Here is a 20,113-nt window from a genome sequence, read left to right on the forward strand (position 1 = left end):
AATCGGGAATTTTGCCACCCCAAACTGATGTTTTTGCAAAAGTGAGATGCACCCGTCGGAATGGGTGCCTCTCAAAAATGTAAATTCATCGAATTGGGCGCACTCAATTTCCAGATCCCCGGCATCTCCAAGATGCCGGGGATCTTATACCGGAAGTGCTAATCGGGAATTTTGCCACCCCAAACTGATGTTTTTGCAAAAGTGAGATGCACCCGTCGGAATTGATGTGGGATTGAAGTATTTCCTGGCAAATAGCCAAGGAAATATCGAGCCAATTCCTCAATTTTACCGAAAGGATGAAAAGCGGCTCAAACGACTCAACCGTCAAAAGTCTAAGAAATTCCGTAAAGGACAGCCTCAGTCCCAAAACTATCGAAAAGCTAGACAGCGATATGCTCGTCAACATTTGAGAGTAAGTCGGCAGCGAGAAGAGTTTGTCAAAAGAGTGGCACTCCGCATCCCCCCTTCGCCCCCCCTTAGCAAGGGGGGTTGGGGGGATGATGCGGGATGGACACTGTTTCGTCGTTGGCTCGAATACTTTGCCGACAAATACGGGAAGATAGCCATTGCCGTACCGCCTCACCATACCAGTCAAAACTGTTCGAGTTGTGGGGAAAAAGTGCAAAAAACGCTATCGACTCGAACTCATGTTTGTCCCCATTGTGGCTTGGTTGCCGACCGCGACACGAACGCAGCGATGAACATCCTTAAATTGGGGCTGAGTAGGGTGGGGCGCACCCGAATTCACGCATCGGGAGAGATTCCCTCTTGGTTGGTTGGAGAAATCCTGTCAGCTAACGGAGACTCGTAGAACGATGAATCCCCCTGCCAATTGGCGGGGGAGAACGTCAAAGGTATCCCCCTTGTAAGACAGGCGATCGCTTTGGTTTGAACGCGTCTCATACGAAATCCGAATCTCAACGCCGATCGGAGTCGAGGACTCAAATACTGGTTTTTCCCAACTCGACAAGTCCCTCTATCCCCCCAACCATCCCCCCAACCATCCCCCCAACCCCCCTTTGAAAGGGGGGCTAAGGGGGGATAGGGGGCTAAGGGGGGATGTGGTGAAGACTTCTTGAAACCTAGCTTATCGGAAACAGATTCCGTATGAACGCGAAAGGTTATCGCGCCCATTCTGTCCTGACGATTTCTGAAATTGCCGAAACCCTCTATCGATCGCAGCGGATCGATCGCGTTCAGTTCGAGGCGATCGCCCACAGCGAATAATTTTGAGATCGAGACAAATTGCGATCGCGATCGCAGATCGACTGTAAGATAGATCGCTGTCGTGCTTGACAGCGATCGCCTCAGACGCACTCTAGTTATCACAGTAAAGTGGGGGCGTTTGCGAGATACTAAAAATAGCCAAAGATAAATCAAAAAATGTTGAGGTGCTTGACGATGTTTCCCCAAGTTCAACTGATCCCCGGCGCAATTCCTGCCATCATGGCATCGGCTACCGAACGCGGTTGTATTACTCTCACCGATCGCTACGGTTTAATGGCAGCAGCGTTAGACGAACACCTGAACGAAACCGATCGGCGCTGTGTCGATCGCTTGCTGAGAGCGGTGTTGCGCGGTCGGTTACAGATCGTTAGCTAGCGGTTCGACGAGATTTAAACTGTGTTGCAAGATTTGTTGCAAGCCGTTCTCTACACTTGACCGAACGTTAATTTTTAAGTCGATAACTGTTTTAACTCTCTAAAATTAAAAGAGGCAAGAACAATGCGATATTTGTCTAGAGGTGTGTTGCCCTTGGGTGACGCACCTTCACGATCTGAAGTATTTTTATTGAATTTTTTTAAACTTCGGACAGTTGAAGCATCGTGACATTTCATCAAATTTCGAGAGATTTGAGTTTTTAAAACTAAAACTTAAGATTAATTTTAGATTGATGTAAAAGGAAAAAGCGATCGCTCCCCAGAAATTCGTTAATGTAAAAATAGAGAGTTTTAACCCGCTCTCGACGTAAATTCAACGAAAATCGATGGGAATTGCCACAAGACTCCTAGGAAACGCAGGTGTTGTCGAACCAGAACGACTCGCCGCCGATTACGGTAAGCTGCTCGTCGAGAACGAAGCGATCGAAGTCGGCTTTCGCGTCCTGCGCGATTTATTTATTTTCACGACCAAACGGCTGATTTTAGTCGATATTCAAGGATTGACGGGCAGAAAAATCGAATATCTCTCGATTCCCTACAGCAAAATTACGCGGTTCAGCATCGAAACCGTGGGAAATTTCGATCTCGATGCCGAACTGAAGCTTTGGATCGGCAGCGACCCCGTACCGATTGAAAAAAAATTCAACAAAAAGGTCGATATCTACGACTTGCAGTACATTCTGGCAACCTACGTCTTAAATTAGGGCTGGGTGGAAAAAGCGAGTCGGTTGGGTAGAACGCAGTGAACCCCAACCCCCCAACCGAGACTTATCGAACCCAACCCCTCTGTCTCTGGTGTGGTGCGACTATCCCACCCGAAAATCCGCACCAACTCTCAATTCTCAATTTCCTCGCGGTCTGCCCCTTGAACCACCATGACCGAACAGGGAGAGCGATGGAGGACGTAGTTACTGACACTACCTAAGAGTAACTCCCGCAAGCCGCGACGGCCGCGACGCCCTACTAACACGAGATCGGCGTCCCACATTTTCGCTACCTGACAGATACGACGGCCGGGATCGCCAACTCGAGCGTCAAATTCGACGGGAACGCCCATTTCCTGACCGCGATCGACATAGTGCTGGAGTTTCGCTCGCACCCGTTTCACCTCGTTTTGTAAGTTCTTGTGATAGGTCTGTTGAAACTCTTCTGTCAAAACTAAATCTGCCCCCAATCCCGCACCAGACATGGGCATCAAATCGTCTTCGAGGGGCATTTCGACCGTATTCAACACCATCAACGCTGCCCCGTCGTTTTTGGCTAAATGCAATCCATAGTCGAAGACGCGATCGCTGTGGGCGTTGAGATCGATCGCTACGAGAATTTTATGAAACATCATGTTAAATCCTCCCCAAAGTCACGAAATCCCTACATTCAGGCTAACAAAGGGACTTTGAGGAGGCGTTCGTTCTTGACGAATCTTTATGCGATCGCTCAATCGGACGACGACGGCAAAAACGCCACCAGTTCCTCGAGCTTCGACCATGCCGCTCCACTTTCGAGGATATCTCGCGCCAGCACCACGCCCGTCTCGTATTCGCCCGGTGCGACTTTTCCCGCCACCTCAAACGCTAACGCCGCGTTCAACGCCACCACATCCCGCTGAGCTTGCGTTCCTTTCCCTTGCAAAACGTTCCGCAGAATCTCCATATTTTCCGAGAGGTCGCCGCCCCGCAACGCCACCGTCGGAGCGGGCATCAAATCCAGGGCATTAGGATCGAGACTGGTGGTCACGACCTGACCGTTACGCAACACGGCCAAATCCGTTAAATCTTCTAATCCCGCTTCGTCGAGGCGTTCCCGTCCGTGGAGAACGATCGCCTGTCGTACCCCCAACTCGCCGAGAGATTTGGCTAAAATTTCCAACAGCGTCGGATCGTAAACCCCCATCACCTGACCCGTCGGACGCAGCGGATTGACGAGCGGACCGAGTAAATTGAAGACCGTTCGCACTTTCAGCGTTTTCCGCAAAGGAACCACCGCCTTCATCGCCGGATGCCAACCCGGAGCGAACAAAAACGTAATTCCCACCTCCGACAACGCCGCTTCGATCGCGTCCGAAGGTGCTTTCAGGTTGACTCCCAACCCTTCTAACACATCGGCCGACCCCACCTTACTCGAAGCCGAACGATTGCCGTGTTTGACCACGGGAATTCCCGCCGCCGCCGCCACGAACGCCACCGAGGTCGAAATATTAAACGTCGATGCCCCATCTCCTCCCGTTCCGCAAGTATCGATGCGGGGTTCGGGAAGCGTCCCGTTCGAGACCGGGTGACATAACGATTGCAACACTTGCGCCATTCCCGTGAGTTCTTCGACCGTCACGCCTTTGGCTTGAATGGCAGCCAAAATCGCCCCGGACAACTCGGGAGGAATCGCTTCGTCCAGCCATCCTTGCATTAACTGACTCGACTGTTCGCGACTGAGAGAACTTTCATCGAGCAGTTGTTGTAACAAACTCGACCACACGGCGGAATTGTAGGACTGAGCGGGCGTTTGCGTCATCGGTCTCGATCGCGAGTGAAGTTAAAGCGTTGAGAGTCGATCGTATCACGAGAATCGATTTACAACCGACAGCAACCATTGCGTAAACGGCGTTAGCTGAGTTTTCTTGTACGCATCGGCGGCCTTTTTGATACATTCGGCTTGGGTCGGATAGGGATGAATCACGCTCGCAAGCTGTTTCAAGCCGATGTTGTGGACGATCGCCGTCGTCAGCTCGCTGATGGTTTCCCCCGCGTGACGGGACACCAACGTCGCCCCGAGGATGCGATCGGCCCCTTTGACGTGCAAGACCTTTAAAAAGCCGTCCGTTTCGCCGTCAGTTAAGGCGCGATCGAGGTTCTCAAAAGGAACGGCGATCGTTTGGGTTTCGATGCCCCGGTCTCGTGCCTCCCGTTCGTAAAGTCCCACATGGGCGATTTCCGGGTCAGTATACGTCACCCAAGGCATCACCAAACTGCTGAGTTTCACTCGTCCCAAACCAAACGGCGCAAACAGCGTATTTTGAATGACGATTCGCGCCGCCGCATCGGCCGCGTGAGTAAACTTCCAATTCATGCAAACATCCCCCGCCGCAAAGATTTTGGGATTGGTCGTTTGCAAGTTGTCGTTCGCGACAATACCTTTCTTACCGTACTCGACGCCCACCGCCTCTAAATTCAAGCGTTCGACGTTGGGCGCACGTCCGGCACCGACGAGGATTTCATCGACCGTGCAAAGCTCGTCCCCATCGCAATACAGCACTTTCCCCTCTGTCGTTTTTTCAACCCGCGTCGGCTGACATCCTAACCGTAACTGGATACCTTCGCGGAGAAACTGTCGCTGTACGATATCAGCAGCATCTGCATCTTCGCGGTGGAGTAGATGGGAATGGCGGTGAATTAACGTTACTTGAGATCCCAACCGCTGGAACGCCTGAGCCAGTTCGCAGCCAATGGGGCCGCCGCCGATAACCGCCAGTCGTGGCGGTCGTTCCGTGAGTTCGAACACCGTTTCGTTGGTGAGATATCCCGCCGCATCAAGTCCTTCAATATCGGGAAGAACGGCTCTAGCACCCGTAGCGATAACCGCTTTTTTATAGCGTAATTCCTTCTCGCCGACGCGAACCGTATTGTTTTGAGTAAAACAGCCGTTTCCGAGGAATACATCGATACCGAGGTTGCAGAACCGTTCGGCGCTATCGTGGGGACTGATGTGCGATCGAATCCGCCGCATCCGCTCCATCACCGCCGGAAAGTCCACGGTCACCGACTCCGGCGGAACGATACCGTACTCTCGCGCGTTGGCCATTTCAGCCACGACACGAGACGATCGAATCACAGCTTTCGACGGAACGCAACCGACGTTGAGACAGTCACCGCCCATCAAATGACGTTCGACGAGGGCAACTTTGAAACCCAACCCCAACCCAGCCGCACCCGCAGCCGTCACCAAACCCGCCGTTCCCGCACCGATGACGACGAGATCGTAACAGTCGGCGGGAGTAGGATTCACCCAATCGGGAGGATGCACGTGAGAGACGAGTTTTTGGTTGTACTCGTCCATTGGGGAAACGTTAAAAGTGTCAAGTGCGGTGTCAGTCATGGCTTAAATTGATGATGAGAGGATAAGGGGACAGGGGGACAAGGAGGATAAGGGAGTTATCTGTGGAGTCGGTGCGTGACGAGTTGGCCGGTTTGGCAGCAAGCATATTGCTACTGTCTTGAGGTCACGCACCCTACGACTTGATTTCCTGATGATGTGATGACCGGGTGATGGGATGATGTGAAATTCTCTCTCCCTCTCCCTTGCTTCCCCTCTCCCTGGCTCCTCATCTCTCCATCACCTCATCGCCGCCAACTTTCTGGGCTAGGGCTTGTCTGGCCAACCGCGTGACGTAGAGGGTGACGGCAACGGTGGCGATAAAGCCGATAATTTGAAGGCCGAGTTGTATGCGTTCGGCTTGGGGATTGCTCGTGGCGGTGTTGGTGCCGAGGGTGGCGAGGCTACCGGCTAAAGAGCCGATATAGACGTACATAACCGTTCCGGGAATCATCCCTACTGCTCCAATAACGTAGTCTTTGAGGGAAACGTTAGTTAATCCGTAGGCGTAGTTGAGGAGATTGTAAGGGAAAACAGGAGACAGACGCGTCAGAAGAACGATCTTCAAACCTTCTCGCCCCACGGCGTCGTCGATCGCCGCAAATTTTGGATTTCCGGCGATTTTTTTGGCGACCCACCCTCGAGCGATATAGCGTCCGACGAGAAAGGCTAACGTCGAACCGAGGGTGGCGGCGATAAAGACGTAAATCGAGCCGAAAACCACGCCGAAAACCACGCCAGCCCCTAGTGTCAGGACGGAACCGGGGAGAAAGGCCACGGTGGCCGCGATGTAGAGAAGGATAAACGCCCCAACGCCGATCGCGCCGAGGTCTTGAATGTGTTGTAATGCCTCCCGCAGCAGTTCTTGGGGGGCGAACCCACTGTTGTTACGGGTCTCTTGTGCCAATACCGGCGCGATGGCAAACCAGAGCAATAACACTGTACACGATAGGGTTTTTGCCAAAACGCTCGGCAATCGGTTGAGGGAAAAGGGAAAACGCACGATCGCAACTCCATCAGGTTCGCTCTACTTCTGGTTACCAAAAATTTGGGTCTAAAGCCTCGCCCCCTTCGACTTGGCTCACTTCGACAAGCTCACTTCGACAAGCTCACTTCGACAAGCTCACTTCGACAAGCTCAGTGCAAGCAGTGCAAGCAGTGCAAGCAGTGCGAGCAGGGCAAGCCTTGCAGGGCGACTTTGCTATGATGTCAGAGAACTGGAACGGTATTTAACCAGTCTAAAAACCGAGCCTCTAATCGAGGCATCCGAACTTTGAAAACTAGAGTTAGCGGGTTCTGTTCGGGAAAGCTCCAACAGGTAAAAGCTCTAAGTAACACGGACATCTCACGGTGGCGAACCGAGTTCGCCACCCCTGTCCTCAAGTACAGAGAGTCAATTTTTCAGTAGATTATAAGGTACGGTAGGGCATACCGAAACCTCCTCTGTAATGGGGAAAACGTCTGGGGAGATAAACCCCTCTGGTACTTATTGGCAACAATGGGTAGTAAGGGTTGTCGCCGAACCAGAAATCTAGAACCGTGAGGTCTGGAGAATCCCCACGCCTTCAGGCTGGGAGTATGTCAAGTTAACTCAAGCCAAACGGATGAGAGGCGATCGCTGCAACAGTCGAGGAGTTTTCGCGTTCTGGCTGGTCTCCACAAAAAATCAGCCTGAAGCGACGCTCCAGGCTGGAAACTCCCGCGAAACGGGTCGAAACAGACGTTATGCCGAAGCCGATACGGCCGGACTGAACGCCTTTTTCAAAACATCGACTTTATCCAAGTGTTCCCAAGGCAAATCGAGATCCGGGCGTCCCATGTGACCGTAAGCCGCCGTCTCTTGGAAAAAGCGGCCGTTGCGATCGCCGGGAAGGTTTCGCAAGTTGAAGGTCTGAATAATGCCAGCGGGCCGCAACTCGAAGTTTTCCTTGACGACTTCGAGCAACTTATCTTCGTCCACCTTACCCGTGCCGAAGGTTTCGATAAAAATGCTCGTCGGTTGAGCGACGCCGATGGCGTAACTGACCTGAACTTCACATTTTTCCGCCAAGCCAGCGGCCACGATATTTTTCGCAATGTGGCGACAAGCGTAAGCCGCACTGCGATCGACCTTCGTGGGGTCTTTACCGGAGAACGCACCGCCACCGTGACGGGAGTAGCCGCCGTAAGTGTCGATGATGATTTTACGACCGGTCAAGCCCGAATCCCCTTGAGGACCGCCGATGACGAATTTTCCGGTGGGGTTGACCAAGAAACGAGTGCGATCGTCGGGTTTCACGTCGATATCCGAGAACACCGGCTGTACCACCGCCGTCCACAAATCGGCTTTGATTTTCTCCCGAACCGACTTCTCGTCGCTGAGATGGTCGATCGTCGGCGTGTGTTGCGTCGAAATCAGAATCGTATCGATCCCGATGGGTTTACCGTCCTCGTAAATAACGGTGACTTGGGTTTTTCCGTCCGGGCGCAAATAGGACAGTTCCCCAGTTTTCCGCACCGCCGACAGTCGACGAGACAGGCGGTGAGCCAAACTAATCGGTAGGGGCATAAATTCCGGGGTTTCGTCGCAGGCGAACCCGAACATCAACCCTTGGTCTCCGGCACCGACCGCGTCGAGTTCGGCGTCGCTGGCTTCTTCCCGTCGTTCGTGGGCAGCGTCCACCCCCTGGGCGATGTCGGACGATTGCTCGTCGAGTGCCACGAGAACCGAGCAGCTATTGGCAGAAAAGCCGTTTTCCGCGTCAGTGTAGCCGATTTCAGCAATTTTCTGCCGTGCGACCTTCACGAAGTCCACCTTGGCTTTCGAGGTGATTTCCCCGGTAATTAGAACCAGGCCGGTGTTGACCACGACTTCCGCCGCGACGCGACTGCTGGGGTCTTCTGCCAACAGTGCATCGAGGATCGTATCGGAAATTTGGTCGCAGATTTTGTCAGGATGTCCTTCAGTGACGGACTCCGAAGTAAAAAGATAGCGGCGAGACAAGGACTCTTCCTCCTTCCATCGTGTTGACACTCCCCAGCTATCACGGCGTGGGGATTCTTGGTTCAACGACAAGACTTACATATTTGACCCGTAAGCCAAATGTCCAGAGATCTTCATCTCCCCAAGCGTTCGCTCCCATTTCAGAGAGCCTGTTCCGGTCTGCCCGACCGTACAGTGGAGTTCTTCAAAAATTCTGAGTCTCCGTGCTTGACGCTTGAAGCTTTTACCCACACGAGCTATTTTCCGTGTGGAACCGCCAAACTTCAGTAATCATCGGTTCTCATCTTTCGATGCCAGGTTTTTAAGGAGGTTAGTTACCTGTTCCTCACCCGAAGATTGTAGCAAGAAATGGAAGCTGTGGACAGACCTCTGTAAAGCCGCCCTAGAAGGCTTGCCCTGAGCTAAGTCGAAGGCTTGCCCTGCTCGCACTGCTTGCACTGAGCTTGTCGAAGTGAGCTTGTCGAAGTGAGCCAAGTCGAAGGGGGCGGGGTTTTAGACCCAAAATTTTTGATAAGCAGCTAGGCTTTGGGCAGCAGGGCGAACGCTAACCGCACGCTCGATCTGCTATGGTATCAGTTTTAGCTGAATTCTAGGTCTCGATACCACCCTGACCGGGCGTCGTTCTTGGGCATTGACAGGGAACAGGGAACAGGGAACAGGGAACAGGGAACAGGGAACAGTGTTTTCCTTGCTCCCCCTCTCTCCCCCTCTCCCCCTCTCCCCCTCTCCCTTGCTCCGTTGAGGTCACGATCGCGCCAGGGTGTAAGGTCGCGCTGGAAACCCTGCCAGAGTTAAGGCGCTGACTGCACTATCGCAGTCGGGAACGCGGAATTGCGCCCCCAACCTCACGAACTGGCGTTGGTGTCCGCTGGCGATCGCACCGATAACGGGAACTTTGGCATCTGTGTTGTCTCCGACTTGCGTGCGAATCACGTCCCGCAGGCGATTCCGTTCTTGGATATCTCCGGCTTGTTCCGGGGTTAACTTCACCATCACCATCTGCACCCGTTCGATAATTTCGGCATCTTCGATAATTAATTGCGGGCGATCGTCGCGACGCTCGACTTTACCCCAGACAATGAGTCGTGCGTCTTCGCTCAGCATTTGACCGATGCGTTCGTAGGCTTTGGGAAAGACGACGCCTTCGGCACCTCCGGTGAGGTCTTCGACTTCTACGATCGCCATGCGATCGCCCTTTTTAGTGATAATCGGTTTGAGGCTGCTCAACATGACGATGGCGCTGACAGCGGTTTTGTCGGGGCGATCGCCGAGTTCGTTGAGGCTAATCGGTGCCAGAAGTCGGGAGCGTTGCTGAATGGCTTTGAGGGGATGGTCGGAGACGTAGAAGCCGAGGAGTTCTTTTTCCAGTTTAAGTTTTTCCATCGGCTCGAAATCGGGAATCTGGGGCGGTTCGGGGAGTCCGTCGAAACCGTTCTCGTCGCTGGCGTTGTCGTCTTCGCCACCAAGGCCGATTTGGTCGAAGAGGTTAAACTGACCCATCGCGCGGTCTTTAGCTCGCGATTGCGCCCAATCAATGACGGTATCGAGGTATTCCATCAGTTGTTTGCGATTGGGGTTGAGTTTGTCGAAGGCGCCGCATTGAATGAGAGCTTCTAAGGCGCGGCGGTTGACGGCGTGGAGTTCGACGCGATCGCACAAATCGGGGAGAGATTCAAATTCTCCGTTTTCGTTTCTCGTTTTGAGAATGCAGTCGATCGCCCCTTGTCCGAGGTTTCGCACCGCCGAGAGTCCGAAGAGAATGCGTTTTCCGTCAACCGGCGTAAAATCGACGTTCGATCGATTAATATCGGGCGGTTCCACCTGTATGTTCATGTTCGTACAGGTGGCGATATATTTTTGAACTTTGTCTTGACTGCCGCTGTTTGCCGTTAACAACGCAGCCATGTATTCGACAGGATAGTTTGCTTTGAGATATGCCGTTTGATAGGTGACATATCCGTAAGCCATTGAATGGCTTTTATTAAAGCAATACTCGGCGAACTTCACCATCTGCTCGAAGAGGGCTTCAGCAGTTTTTCGATCGACCCCGTTTTTCGCCGAACCGTCGATAAAAATACCGCGATGTTTCTGCATCTCTGCCATCTTTTTCTTACCCATCGCGCGACGCAGCAAATCTGCTTCTCCCAAGGAATACCCCGCCATATCTTGAGCGATTTTCATAATCTGCTCTTGATACACCATAACGGCGTAAGTTTCCTGAAGGATCGACTCCAACATGGGATGGTCGTATTCGATCGCCTCCAAGCCGTGTTTGCGGTTAATAAACTTAGGAATCAGCCCCGCATCTAACGGGCCGGGACGATACAAGGACAAAATCGACGAAATATCGTCAATACAAGATGGTTTCAAATCCCGTACCACCTGACGCATCCCAGAAGATTCGAGCTGAAAAATGCCTTCTAACTTCCCTTCTGCTAACAGTTTATAGGTTTTTTGAATATCTTTTGGAAGTTTGCGATCTTCGCTGCGAGCGGCGATCGATTGGGCTTTTCGTTCTTGAGATGTTAAATCGTCCGGGTCGATGCGATATCCTTGAGTTTGCTCGATGAGATCCAAAGTCTTTTGAATCATCGTCAAGTTTTTTAATCCCAAAAAATCCATTTTCAGCATTCCCATCGACTCTAAATCTTCCATGGGATACTGAGTTGTCACGCTACCTTCTTTATTGTATTGAAGCGGCACGATTTCATCGATCGGATCGGCAGAAATAATCACCCCCGCCGCGTGAACGCCCGTCGATTTGTTCGTTCCTTCAATGCGAATCGCCATATCGAGCCAACGCTTCACGATGGAGTCGGTATCGTAAGCTTTTTTAAACTCCGGTTCTGGGGTATCGTCGGAAATCATCACTTTTAATTTTTCCGGCTTACCCCGAGAAACTGGAATCATTTTCGCCATGACATCGGCTTGTTTGTAAGGAATATCCAACACCCGCGCCACGTCTTTCAACACGGCTTTTGACGTCATGCGGTTGAACGTGACGATTTGAGCGACTTTTTCTTTTCCGTACTTGTTCGTCACGTACTGAATCATTTCGTCCCGCCGTTCGATGCAGAAATCTGTATCGATATCGGGCATAGATTTCCGTTCTGGGTTCAAAAAACGCTCGAAAAGTAAGCCGTGGTGAACCGGATCGATATTGGTAATTCGCAGCGAATACGCCACTAACGATCCCGCCGCCGAACCTCGTCCGGGTCCTACGGGAATGCTATTATCTCGGGCAAATTTGATGTAATCCCAAACCACGAGAAAGTACGTGGAAAAGCCCATTTGCTGCATCATTTTCAGCTCGTATTCGAGCCGTTCTTTATATTCGGGCTTCAGTTCGGCGTGACTTTTGGCATTGAGGCGATCGAGCAGTCCTTCCCAGGTGACTTTTTCGAGGTAAGTGTCGGCGGTATGTCCAGTGGGAATTGGAAAGTCGGGGATTCGCGTATCTCCAAAGAGGTCGTAAGGTTGGACTTTTTCGGCGACTTCTAGAGTATTATCGATTGCTTCTTGAATTACATCGTCGCTGAGGTGATCGCGAAACAGTTGCGCCATCTCTTCGGCGGTTTTTAAATATTCTGTGCCGCTATAACGAAGGCGCTTGTCTTCGGTGATGAGTTTTCCGGTTTGAATACATAACAGGGCGTCGTGGGCTTCTACGTCGTTACAGGAAATATAGTGAGAATCGTTGGTGGCGATAATCTTAATGTCGAGTTCTCGGGCAATGTTGACGATTTCCACGTTGACGACGCGGTCTTCTTGAGACCCGTGGTCTTGAATTTCCAGGTAAAAGTCGTCTCCGAAAACTTCTTTGTACCACTTGGCAATCCGACGGGCGACGTCGGGTTTGTTTTTGAGAATGGCTTGGGGAATTTCGCCCCCCAAACAAGCACTGGTGACGATGAGTCCTTCTTTATACTGTTCGAGGAAGTCTTTGTTAATGCAAGGACGGGCGAAAATGCCTTTTCCTTGGTATCCGTCGAGGTGGGAAATGGTGGTGAGTTTGACGAGGTTTTTATAGCCCTGGTTGTTTTTGGCGAGAACGACTTGGTGGTAGCGAGGGCGTCGTTCTTGTTTGGTGATGTCGCCGTTGATGACGTACATCTCGTTGCCGATGATAGGTTTGATGCCTTTGCCACGACAGAGTTTCACCAGTTGCGCCGCGCCGTACATGACGCCGTGATCGGTGAGGGCGATCGCGGGCATCCCCAGGTCTAAGGCGCGATCGATCAGTGGTGACAGTTGACTGGCACCGTCGAGGAGGCTGTAGTCGCTGTGGATATGCAGGCCGACGAAAGACATAAGCGGTGGTTCTTCGATGAAACTGGTGAGGGAACGAGATCCTATGGTAACGCCGAGACGGACGCGATCGTGCCAATCTCACAACTGTCTGCGGAGGAGGGGAGAAAGAAGCGCGATCGCCTGTTTGGAAAGGTGACACTGGGGAAACTGTGCGAAATGAAGGAGATCTCGGGGGGCAAACTTTCGTAATCTAAGGCTGTAACACACCGATCGCTGAAGGGGATTTGAAGATGACCGTCGCTGCCAAACCGACATCCGAACGTTTATTGTCTGAGTCGTTACCGGAGTCGTTACCGCCGCTGACACCCAATACAGTGCAGCGGGCCCGGGAAGGGTGGGAAGCGGCGATCGATCGCGAGGTGCGCCAAGCGACTGAAGAGGCGTTCGACATTACGCAAGAGATGGGGCTTGGGAAACCGCCTCGACGCGCTGACGGACGACTGCGACGCTGGATTTTGCGATCGCTGGTGCGTTTGCTGTTTCGGGTGAAGGTGGAAAATGCCCATCTGCTGCCCGAGGGGCCGGTGTTGTTGGTGTCCAACCACCTCAATCATATCGATCCGCTGTTGATTTTAGGGGAGTTACCGGCGTCTCCCTATTGTTACGTTCTCGGCGACGCGCGATCGCTCTACAACGCTCCTTGGAAACGGACGATCTTACAGTGGGCGCAGGGCGTTATCCCTCTCCATCGTTGGTGGAAAGAGGAAAAAGCGGTGATTGCTGGGGCGAAGTCGGGACGGGAGGATTTGGCGGAGTTGGCCGAGAAAATTCAGCAAGACGTTCCTGATGGCAGCTCGATCGAAATGTTGCGTCAGCTCGATCGCTCGGTGCAAGCGGTGTTTAACAACGGTGACTCGCTGTTGCTGTTTCCTGAAGGAAAACTGGGAACTGAGGAAGGCAAACTCCTCCCCCTCAAACGGGGCGTCGCTACTTACGCTCTGCGATCGGGGGTTCCTATCGTCCTGATCGCTTTAATTGGAACTCACGATCTCTATTTGCGTAAAACCCTGACGCTGCGCTTTGGGAACGCGATCGAGTTCCCACAGGCGAAACGGCCGAAATCCCGTCAGATTCAGACCGTTATTGAGGCGATCGAACGGCGGTTGGGAGAACTGCTCCCACGGGAGTATTGCGAACCGGACGAGTTGAAGTTGTTTCGCCCTTTTCTCAATCGTATGTTTTGGTAGTGGGTTTCGGGGTCGATCGCGCTCGAAAGTTGAAGTTTGCCTCGAAACACTCGGCGTTCGATTGTAATTATTCGGTAAAGTTGCTTCGTCTCCTCGACTTGGGGTTTTCGATCGCCGATCGATGACATTACAATAGAATTAGAATAAGTTTCACGATTGTAGTAGCAGTCGTGGCGGCAGCGACGGCAGCTAGAGGGTCTTCTTCTCTTAAGGTGCTGCCAGTTCCTGTTTTTCTCGGCGGTAAAGAACGAGACGACGAGACCGTAAGGACTCGAGCGATTTAGGGCGATCGCCGACTCAGTCAGAGCGTATCGATTCCATTTATCTGTTTGTATCGTTTTCTCCCACTGTCGCACGCGATCGCTACCGTGGGATTTGTTGTTGCCGATAGACCCTCGGGAACCGCACTCGTTGAGATCTAGTCTGACTGTAGGGTAGAAGGTTGGCCGCAACAGATGGGGTTTGGTTTTCCCGCGCCAGAGTAACAAAACGTTACGAAACGACGGCAAAAGGGTGGACTCGTCCGGGGTGCGAGGACGCTTGAAGTTCGGGGCGATCGCGTCTCGGAAACTTCGGGATCGACTTCATGAAATCTTTAATCGTTTCTACGCGATCGAAAACGGGCGGCAAGCCCCTTAGTTATACGGAGATCGGAGATCGGCGATCGTTTTTTAACTGAGGATTTCCGTATTTTTTCAGAAAAAGGGGATCGATCGCTATCCCATTTATGTAGGAAATGGGGTAAAAACAAGTAGAGGCACATTCGGATTCGGGCAGTTAGGTGGGTTGCCATGCAAGCGAACGTCAATGATTCTTCCAAAAAAACACGGGCGCTCTCGATCTCGCTTCCACTTTCTCTCTTGCGAAGCGGACAAATTTTAGCTCTGACGCCTGACTCGAAAGGCGGCTTAATCCTGCAAAAAGGCTTTTACTCCGACTGGATTCCGCCCGGTGCGCTCGTGGGAGGCTATTACGACATCGACTGTACCCGCGTCTATGTCGCCGGTAAAATTCGCTTCTACGCCCCGGAAACCCACCAGTCTCGCACGAAAGCCCTACAAGCCCGCATGGGTCAAATTTCGCAGCTACAAGCCATTATCAGCGATCCGTCTTCGTTCCGCCGTGCCTACAAAATTCTACGCCATTTGTCGAAATGGTTGTCCTATCGCGATATGCGCCAGATTCCCCACGAACTGATCGCACAACTCGTCGGCGTCAACCCCAGTACGGTAAAACTCTTTTGGAACCGCTATCTCAGCGCGGTTCAGCATCGACGCGACGGAACCACCGCCAGTCCCGAAACCGATACTGATGCTGTCACGACGAGCATTCTGATTTGAGAAACAAGCAGGGGAGCTTCTGGAGCCGGGGAGCAAGGGAGAGGGGAAGCCGGGGAGAAACTATTAACTGTTCCCTGTTCCCTGTTAACTGTCTTCACTGGTGACTGGTGACTGAAACACTGTTCCCCGTTCCCCGTTCCCTGTTAACTGTCTTCACTGGTGACTGGTGACTGAAACACTGTTCCCCGTTCCCCGTTCCCTGTTAACTGTCTTCACTGGCGACTGGTGACTGGTGACTGGTGACTGAAACACTGCTCACTGTTCACTGTAAAAGGCTGGCGACTGTTCTCCATCTCCCTTGGCTGAATACGCTACACTGTTGACTCGACGGTCTCGTGAGGAGAGAGGGATATGGTCGGGTCACAGCCCCAACAATCGATCGAATCGTTGGACAACAACGGACACTATTCTCGTCAATGGTCGATCGAAGACAGTGAAGAACTCTATCGAATTCACGGGTGGGGCGACCCCTACTTTGGAATTAACGCCGCCGGTCACGTGACGGTTTCTCCTCAAGGCGATCGCGGCGGATCTCTCGATTTGCACGAACTCGTCGAAGCGTTAAAAAAACGGAACCTCGAACTCCCGCTATTGCTGCGCTTTCCCGATATTCTCGAAGATCGCATCGAACGTATCAACGCTTGCTTCGCCAAAGCGATCGCTCGCTACAACTACCCTGGCGTCTATCGCGGCGTGTTTCCCGTCAAGTGCAACCAACAACGCCACGTCATTGAAGATTTGGTGCGCTTTGGAAACCGACATCAATTCGGACTCGAAGCTGGCTCGAAACCGGAACTGCTCGTGGCCTTAGCAACGCTCAAAACGTCCGGTGCGCTTTTGATTTGTAACGGCTACAAGGATCGCAGCTACATCGAAACAGCCGTGTTAGCTACGCGTTTGGGTCATCGTCCGATCGTCGTCCTCGAACAACCTGAAGAAGTCGATCTCGCGATCGCCGTCAGCCAACAGTTGGGAATTCAACCTGTCTTGGGGGTTCGCGCGAAACTCCAAGCTCGCGGAATCGGACGCTGGGGCGGTTCGAGTGGCGATCGCGCGAAATTCGGCCTCAATGTCTCGGAAATCGTGGCCACGGTACAACGGTTGCGAGATGCGGAAATGCTCGACTGTCTGCAACTGCTGCACTATCACATCGGTTCGCAAATTTCCTGTATTAGCGCCATTAAAGACGCCATCCGCGAAGCCAGTCAGATTTACGTGGAGTTGGCGCAGTTGGGTGCGAACATGAAATATCTCGACGTAGGGGGCGGTTTGGCGGTCGATTACGACGGCTCGAAAACCAATTTTTACGCCTCGAAAAACTACAATATGCAAAATTACGCTAACGATATTGTGGCGGAAGTGAAAGAGGCGTGCGAGGAGAAAAACCAACCCGCTCCTACGCTGATCAGCGAAAGCGGACGGGCGATCGCTTCTCATCATTCGGTGTTGGTGTTCGACGTGCTAGGAAGCAGCGACGCTCCGAGTGACGTTCCTCCGCTCTCGGAAAACAAAGAACATTTGATTTTACGAAATCTGCGGGAAACTTACGCGTCGATTCACGAGGAGAATTTCCAAGAAGCCTATCACGACGCGATTCAGTTTAAAGACGAGGCGACGAGTTTGTTTAGCTTCGGGTATTTAAGCATTACCGAACGTGCGAAAGCCGAACAGCTCTATTGGGCGTGTTGTCGAAAAGTTCACGATATCGTGCGCGATCGCGATGACATTCCCAAGGAGTTGAAGGATCTCGAAAAAACCTTGGCGTCGATTTATTATATGAACTTGTCGATTTTTCAGTCGGCGCCGGACAGTTGGGCGATCGATCAACTCTTTCCCATTCTCCCGATTCATCGTCTTCATGAGGAACCGACGCGGCGAGTAACGTTGGCGGATTTAACCTGCGACAGCGACGGGAAGATCGATCGCTTTATCGATCGCCTCAACGCCAAGTCGATTTTAGAACTCCATCCCCTGGAACGAAACCAACCCTATTATTTGGGAATGTTCCTCGTCGGTGCGTATCAGGAAATTATGGGGAACCTACACAATCTTTTTGGTGATACGAATGCGGTTCACATTCACTTAACTCCCAACGGCTATCAAATCGAACACCTCGTTAAAGGGGATACGATGACGGACGTTTTGCAATATGTCGAGTACGACGCCGAGGATATGCTCGAAAGTATTCGCAAGTCCAGCGAGGCGGCGTTACAAGCGGGGAAAATTTCGATCGAGGAATCGCAACGGTTGCTGCAAAATTACGAACGCAGTCTTCGCAGTTATACCTATTTATCTTAGATCGCGATCGATATTTAATTTGCTGTTGGGTGCATCTCAATGGATGTAAAAACACGAAGCTCTGGGTCGGTTGGGTGGAACGGAGTGGAACCCAACAGCCGCTCGGAAAGCGGAAGCTTGTATCCGATGAATTTACATTTTGATGAATTTACATTTTTGAGATGTACCCTTGCTGTTCCCGCGATCGCCTCGGGTGTGGTGAAGAATACAAAATTGCGATACACTACAGACAGACTTGTCTACATAATCCCTCGATGACACCGACCAAATCCTCACGTCCTTCAGTTCGCGATCGCATCCTTTCTACTGCATCAGAATTGTTTTACAAAGAAGGGGTGAACAACGTCGGGATCGATCGCATTATTGCTGAATCGGGGGTGGCGAAGATGTCGTTGTACAATCACTTCAAGTCTAAAGACGATCTGATTGCGACCTGGCTTCAACAACGAGACGAACGTTGGCGAATCTGGTTTAAAGCCACGGTAGAAAGATTGGCGACGGAACCGAGCGATCGCGTTCTGGCAATTTTCGATGCGTTGCAAGAATGGTTCGAGCAGCCAAACTTTCGCGGTTGTGCTTTTATCAACTCGACGATTGAATTAGCTAATCCCGAACATCCTGGCTATCAAGTCTCTCTACACCACCAGCAAACAATTTTCGACTACATTTATAGCTTGGTAAAATCTGCCGAGCTTTCCGATCCAGAGATTTTAACACAACAGTTGATACTCTTGTTTGAAGGAGCTATTGTCGTGGCAATGATGCAGCATAATATAGAAGTAGCAGTACGAGCGAAGCAAGCTGCATCGGTTTTAGTTACTGCTAAATCTAAATCGTGATGTTTGGCGTTTCTAGACTAAAGTTCCTCCTAAAAAAAATTGACGAAATCCTTATTTTATACTCCATCCTTTTCTGATAAGGTAGGTATGAATACTTCTTCACCTGCGTCCCGCGAGGTGGCGGTGTCTTGATTAGCGGTACTTAAACAAATTTCAAGCCCAAACCAAGCCAAAACGCGCTTTGTGAGCGGCAAACAGGTCTCGATTCTCGTTCAGCCATGCCACAAAACGAAAAGACATGGCTGTCCGAAAAGCCTCTAAAGCATCTACAAAAGTTTCCAAAGGTTGGTTCGCCCACTTCCTTCGTAAACCGCCCGTCAACTTATGCCAAAGGATAAAAGTGTAGGCACAAAATACCAAAATTAAATGCCGCTGTAAACTCTTCAAACCTCTCGCCTGGCATTCCCTCCAACCCAACCATCCTTTGGCTTCCCGATAGAAGACTTCTACCCAGTTTCGCCCTGAGTAAGTGTTCACGGGGTGCATCCCAGTTTTGCAATGAGTAAGAGTACTTAGAGCGGTTTGAGAGAAGGGAGTTAAGCTAAAAGGAGTTGCCCAAGTCGGAGTCAAGCCTAGCTCATGGATGCTGAAAAACGTCGCCAAATTCAAGCTCACGCTCGAGCGATTGCCGCTCTACTCTACGAAGGAAGTGACCCAGAAGAGATTCAAACCCTATCTGGCATCGAAAAAACCGTCCGTCATCAGCTATTAGAACACGTTAGCCCAGAAGTGGGAAATTTTTTATCCAAAACAGCAGCGGCAGCCAAGGCGGAAGAAAACGGACGGTAAAAAGTCTTCTCGGTCGCTTGAGTCTGAGCGAGCCACAAGCCCAGAAGCTAGAGGTCAAAGCACACAGTCGATGGAGTCCCGAGCTGGAGAAATGCTGTTTACTCCTGAGCGCCAACTCCTCCTACGAGCGGGCGGCTCAAGATCTTGAGGTCTTAACGGGCATGACCGTTTCTGCAAGTAGCCAGCAACGCTTGGTACATACGTCAAAAAGTTTGAACCTGCCCCAACTCGAAGAGACCGTCGCTGAAATGAGCCTCGATGGAGGTAAAGTCCGTCTGCGTACCGCCGTCCGGAGACCCCTGTATCTGGCGAGATTACAAAGCCGTCAATCTCCGATGGGGCGAGTGTAGGAGCTTTCTTTGAAGATAACGAGGGCTTGGTGAATTGGGTCAATCAACAACCCTTGGCCACGCCTCTAATCTGCCTCGGAGATGGACACGATGGGATCTGGAATCTCTTTGCTGACATAGGTGATACCACTCAGCGGCAAGAAGTTCTCGATTGGTATCATTTGACGGAGAATTTAGGGAAAGTGGGTGGGTCGCAGCAGCGTCTCGATGCCGTTGAAGCTTGTTTGTGGCGAGGTGATGTGGAGGGGTCGCTGGCTCAGTTCGAGGATTGG

The 20,113-nt window shown here is 51.7% G+C and carries 12 protein-coding genes and 3 pseudogenes; 8 read left to right on the top strand and 7 right to left on the bottom strand.

The window, feature by feature from the left end:
• Nucleotides 1–214: 214 nt before the first annotated feature.
• The 3 genes and pseudogenes from GEI7105_RS40995 to GEI7105_RS0109465 form a co-directional block, all read left to right on the top strand.
• Nucleotides 215–811 (top strand): annotated as a pseudogene (locus GEI7105_RS40995) (RNA-guided endonuclease InsQ/TnpB family protein); the annotation flags it as partial.
• Nucleotides 812–1,401: 590 nt separating this feature from the next.
• Complete coding sequence (locus GEI7105_RS0109460; RefSeq protein ID WP_017660237.1) at nt 1,402–1,602, top strand: hypothetical protein; 201 nt, start codon at nt 1,402–1,404, stop codon at nt 1,600–1,602.
• 385 nt (nt 1,603–1,987) lie between these two features.
• Nucleotides 1,988–2,365, top strand: coding sequence for a PH domain-containing protein (locus GEI7105_RS0109465; RefSeq protein ID WP_017660238.1), 378 nt, complete (start codon nt 1,988–1,990; stop codon nt 2,363–2,365).
• Nucleotides 2,366–2,496: 131 nt separating this feature from the next.
• On the opposite strand, the gene GEI7105_RS0109470 is transcribed toward GEI7105_RS0109465, so the two are convergent.
• The 6 genes from GEI7105_RS0109470 to GEI7105_RS0109495 form a co-directional block, all read right to left on the bottom strand.
• Complete coding sequence (locus GEI7105_RS0109470) at nt 2,497–3,000, bottom strand: universal stress protein (RefSeq protein WP_017660239.1); 504 nt, start codon at nt 2,998–3,000, stop codon at nt 2,497–2,499.
• Between the two features lie 95 nt (nt 3,001–3,095).
• Entirely contained in the window at nt 3,096–4,166 is a 1,071-nt protein-coding gene (trpD, locus tag GEI7105_RS0109475) for an anthranilate phosphoribosyltransferase (RefSeq protein ID WP_017660240.1), read from the bottom strand.
• Nucleotides 4,167–4,211: 45 nt separating this feature from the next.
• A complete protein-coding gene (locus GEI7105_RS0109480; protein ID WP_026097543.1) occupies nt 4,212–5,747 on the bottom strand; it encodes a mercuric reductase in 1,536 nt (511 codons plus the stop codon).
• A gap of 226 nt (nt 5,748–5,973) precedes the next feature.
• Nucleotides 5,974–6,747: a TVP38/TMEM64 family protein gene (locus GEI7105_RS0109485; protein ID WP_017660242.1), complete on the bottom strand. Its 774-nt coding sequence runs from the start codon at nt 6,745–6,747 to the stop codon at nt 5,974–5,976.
• A 720-nt stretch (nt 6,748–7,467) separates the two neighbouring features.
• Nucleotides 7,468–8,727 (bottom strand): methionine adenosyltransferase, encoded by a 1,260-nt coding sequence (metK, locus tag GEI7105_RS0109490; RefSeq protein ID WP_017660243.1) that lies wholly within the window; start codon nt 8,725–8,727, stop codon nt 7,468–7,470.
• Nucleotides 8,728–9,471: 744 nt separating this feature from the next.
• Nucleotides 9,472–13,038 carry a DNA polymerase III subunit alpha gene (locus GEI7105_RS0109495; RefSeq protein WP_026097544.1) on the bottom strand — a complete coding sequence of 1,189 codons (3,567 nt, stop codon included), beginning with the start codon at nt 13,036–13,038 and terminating at the stop codon, nt 9,472–9,474.
• 230 nt (nt 13,039–13,268) lie between these two features.
• On the opposite strand from GEI7105_RS0109495, the gene GEI7105_RS0109505 reads away from it, so the two are divergent.
• The 4 genes from GEI7105_RS0109505 (at nt 13,269) to GEI7105_RS0109530 (ending at nt 18,702) form a co-directional block, all read left to right on the top strand.
• A complete protein-coding gene (locus GEI7105_RS0109505; protein WP_017660246.1) occupies nt 13,269–14,225 on the top strand; it encodes a lysophospholipid acyltransferase family protein in 957 nt (318 codons plus the stop codon).
• A gap of 791 nt (nt 14,226–15,016) precedes the next feature.
• Nucleotides 15,017–15,565, top strand: coding sequence for a hypothetical protein (locus GEI7105_RS29810; RefSeq protein ID WP_017660249.1), 549 nt, complete (start codon nt 15,017–15,019; stop codon nt 15,563–15,565).
• 351 nt (nt 15,566–15,916) lie between these two features.
• Nucleotides 15,917–17,863, top strand: coding sequence for a biosynthetic arginine decarboxylase (gene speA / locus GEI7105_RS0109525; RefSeq protein ID WP_017660250.1), 1,947 nt, complete (start codon nt 15,917–15,919; stop codon nt 17,861–17,863).
• A gap of 254 nt (nt 17,864–18,117) precedes the next feature.
• On the top strand, nt 18,118–18,702 hold the full coding sequence (locus tag GEI7105_RS0109530; protein WP_026097547.1) for a TetR/AcrR family transcriptional regulator: 585 nt from the start codon (nt 18,118–18,120) through the stop codon (nt 18,700–18,702).
• A 153-nt stretch (nt 18,703–18,855) separates the two neighbouring features.
• Here GEI7105_RS0109530 and GEI7105_RS0109535 read toward each other — a convergent pair.
• Nucleotides 18,856–19,179, bottom strand: a pseudogene (locus GEI7105_RS0109535) (IS701 family transposase); the annotation flags it as partial.
• Nucleotides 19,180–19,281: 102 nt separating this feature from the next.
• On the opposite strand from GEI7105_RS0109535, the pseudogene GEI7105_RS39805 reads away from it, so the two are divergent.
• Nucleotides 19,282–20,113: pseudogene (locus GEI7105_RS39805) on the top strand (ISKra4 family transposase); the annotation flags it as partial.

Source organism: Baaleninema simplex PCC 7105, assembly GCF_000332355.1.
Classification (GTDB): Bacteria; Cyanobacteriota; Cyanobacteriia; order Cyanobacteriales; family Geitlerinemataceae; genus Baaleninema; species Baaleninema simplex.

Coding starts and splice junctions, on each gene's coding strand:
- GEI7105_RS0109495 (WP_026097544.1), bottom strand. CDS start 13,038: ATGTCTTTCGTCGGCCTGCATATCCACAGCGACTACAGCCTCCTCGAC.
- GEI7105_RS0109465 (WP_017660238.1), top strand. CDS start 1,988: ATGGGAATTGCCACAAGACTCCTAGGAAACGCAGGTGTTGTCGAACCA.
- speA (WP_017660250.1), top strand. CDS start 15,917: ATGGTCGGGTCACAGCCCCAACAATCGATCGAATCGTTGGACAACAAC.
- GEI7105_RS0109480 (WP_026097543.1), bottom strand. CDS start 5,747: ATGACTGACACCGCACTTGACACTTTTAACGTTTCCCCAATGGACGAG.
- GEI7105_RS0109470 (WP_017660239.1), bottom strand. CDS start 3,000: ATGATGTTTCATAAAATTCTCGTAGCGATCGATCTCAACGCCCACAGC.
- trpD (WP_017660240.1), bottom strand. CDS start 4,166: ATGACGCAAACGCCCGCTCAGTCCTACAATTCCGCCGTGTGGTCGAGT.
- GEI7105_RS0109505 (WP_017660246.1), top strand. CDS start 13,269: ATGACCGTCGCTGCCAAACCGACATCCGAACGTTTATTGTCTGAGTCG.
- GEI7105_RS0109460 (WP_017660237.1), top strand. CDS start 1,402: ATGTTTCCCCAAGTTCAACTGATCCCCGGCGCAATTCCTGCCATCATG.
- GEI7105_RS0109530 (WP_026097547.1), top strand. CDS start 18,118: ATGACACCGACCAAATCCTCACGTCCTTCAGTTCGCGATCGCATCCTT.
- GEI7105_RS29810 (WP_017660249.1), top strand. CDS start 15,017: ATGCAAGCGAACGTCAATGATTCTTCCAAAAAAACACGGGCGCTCTCG.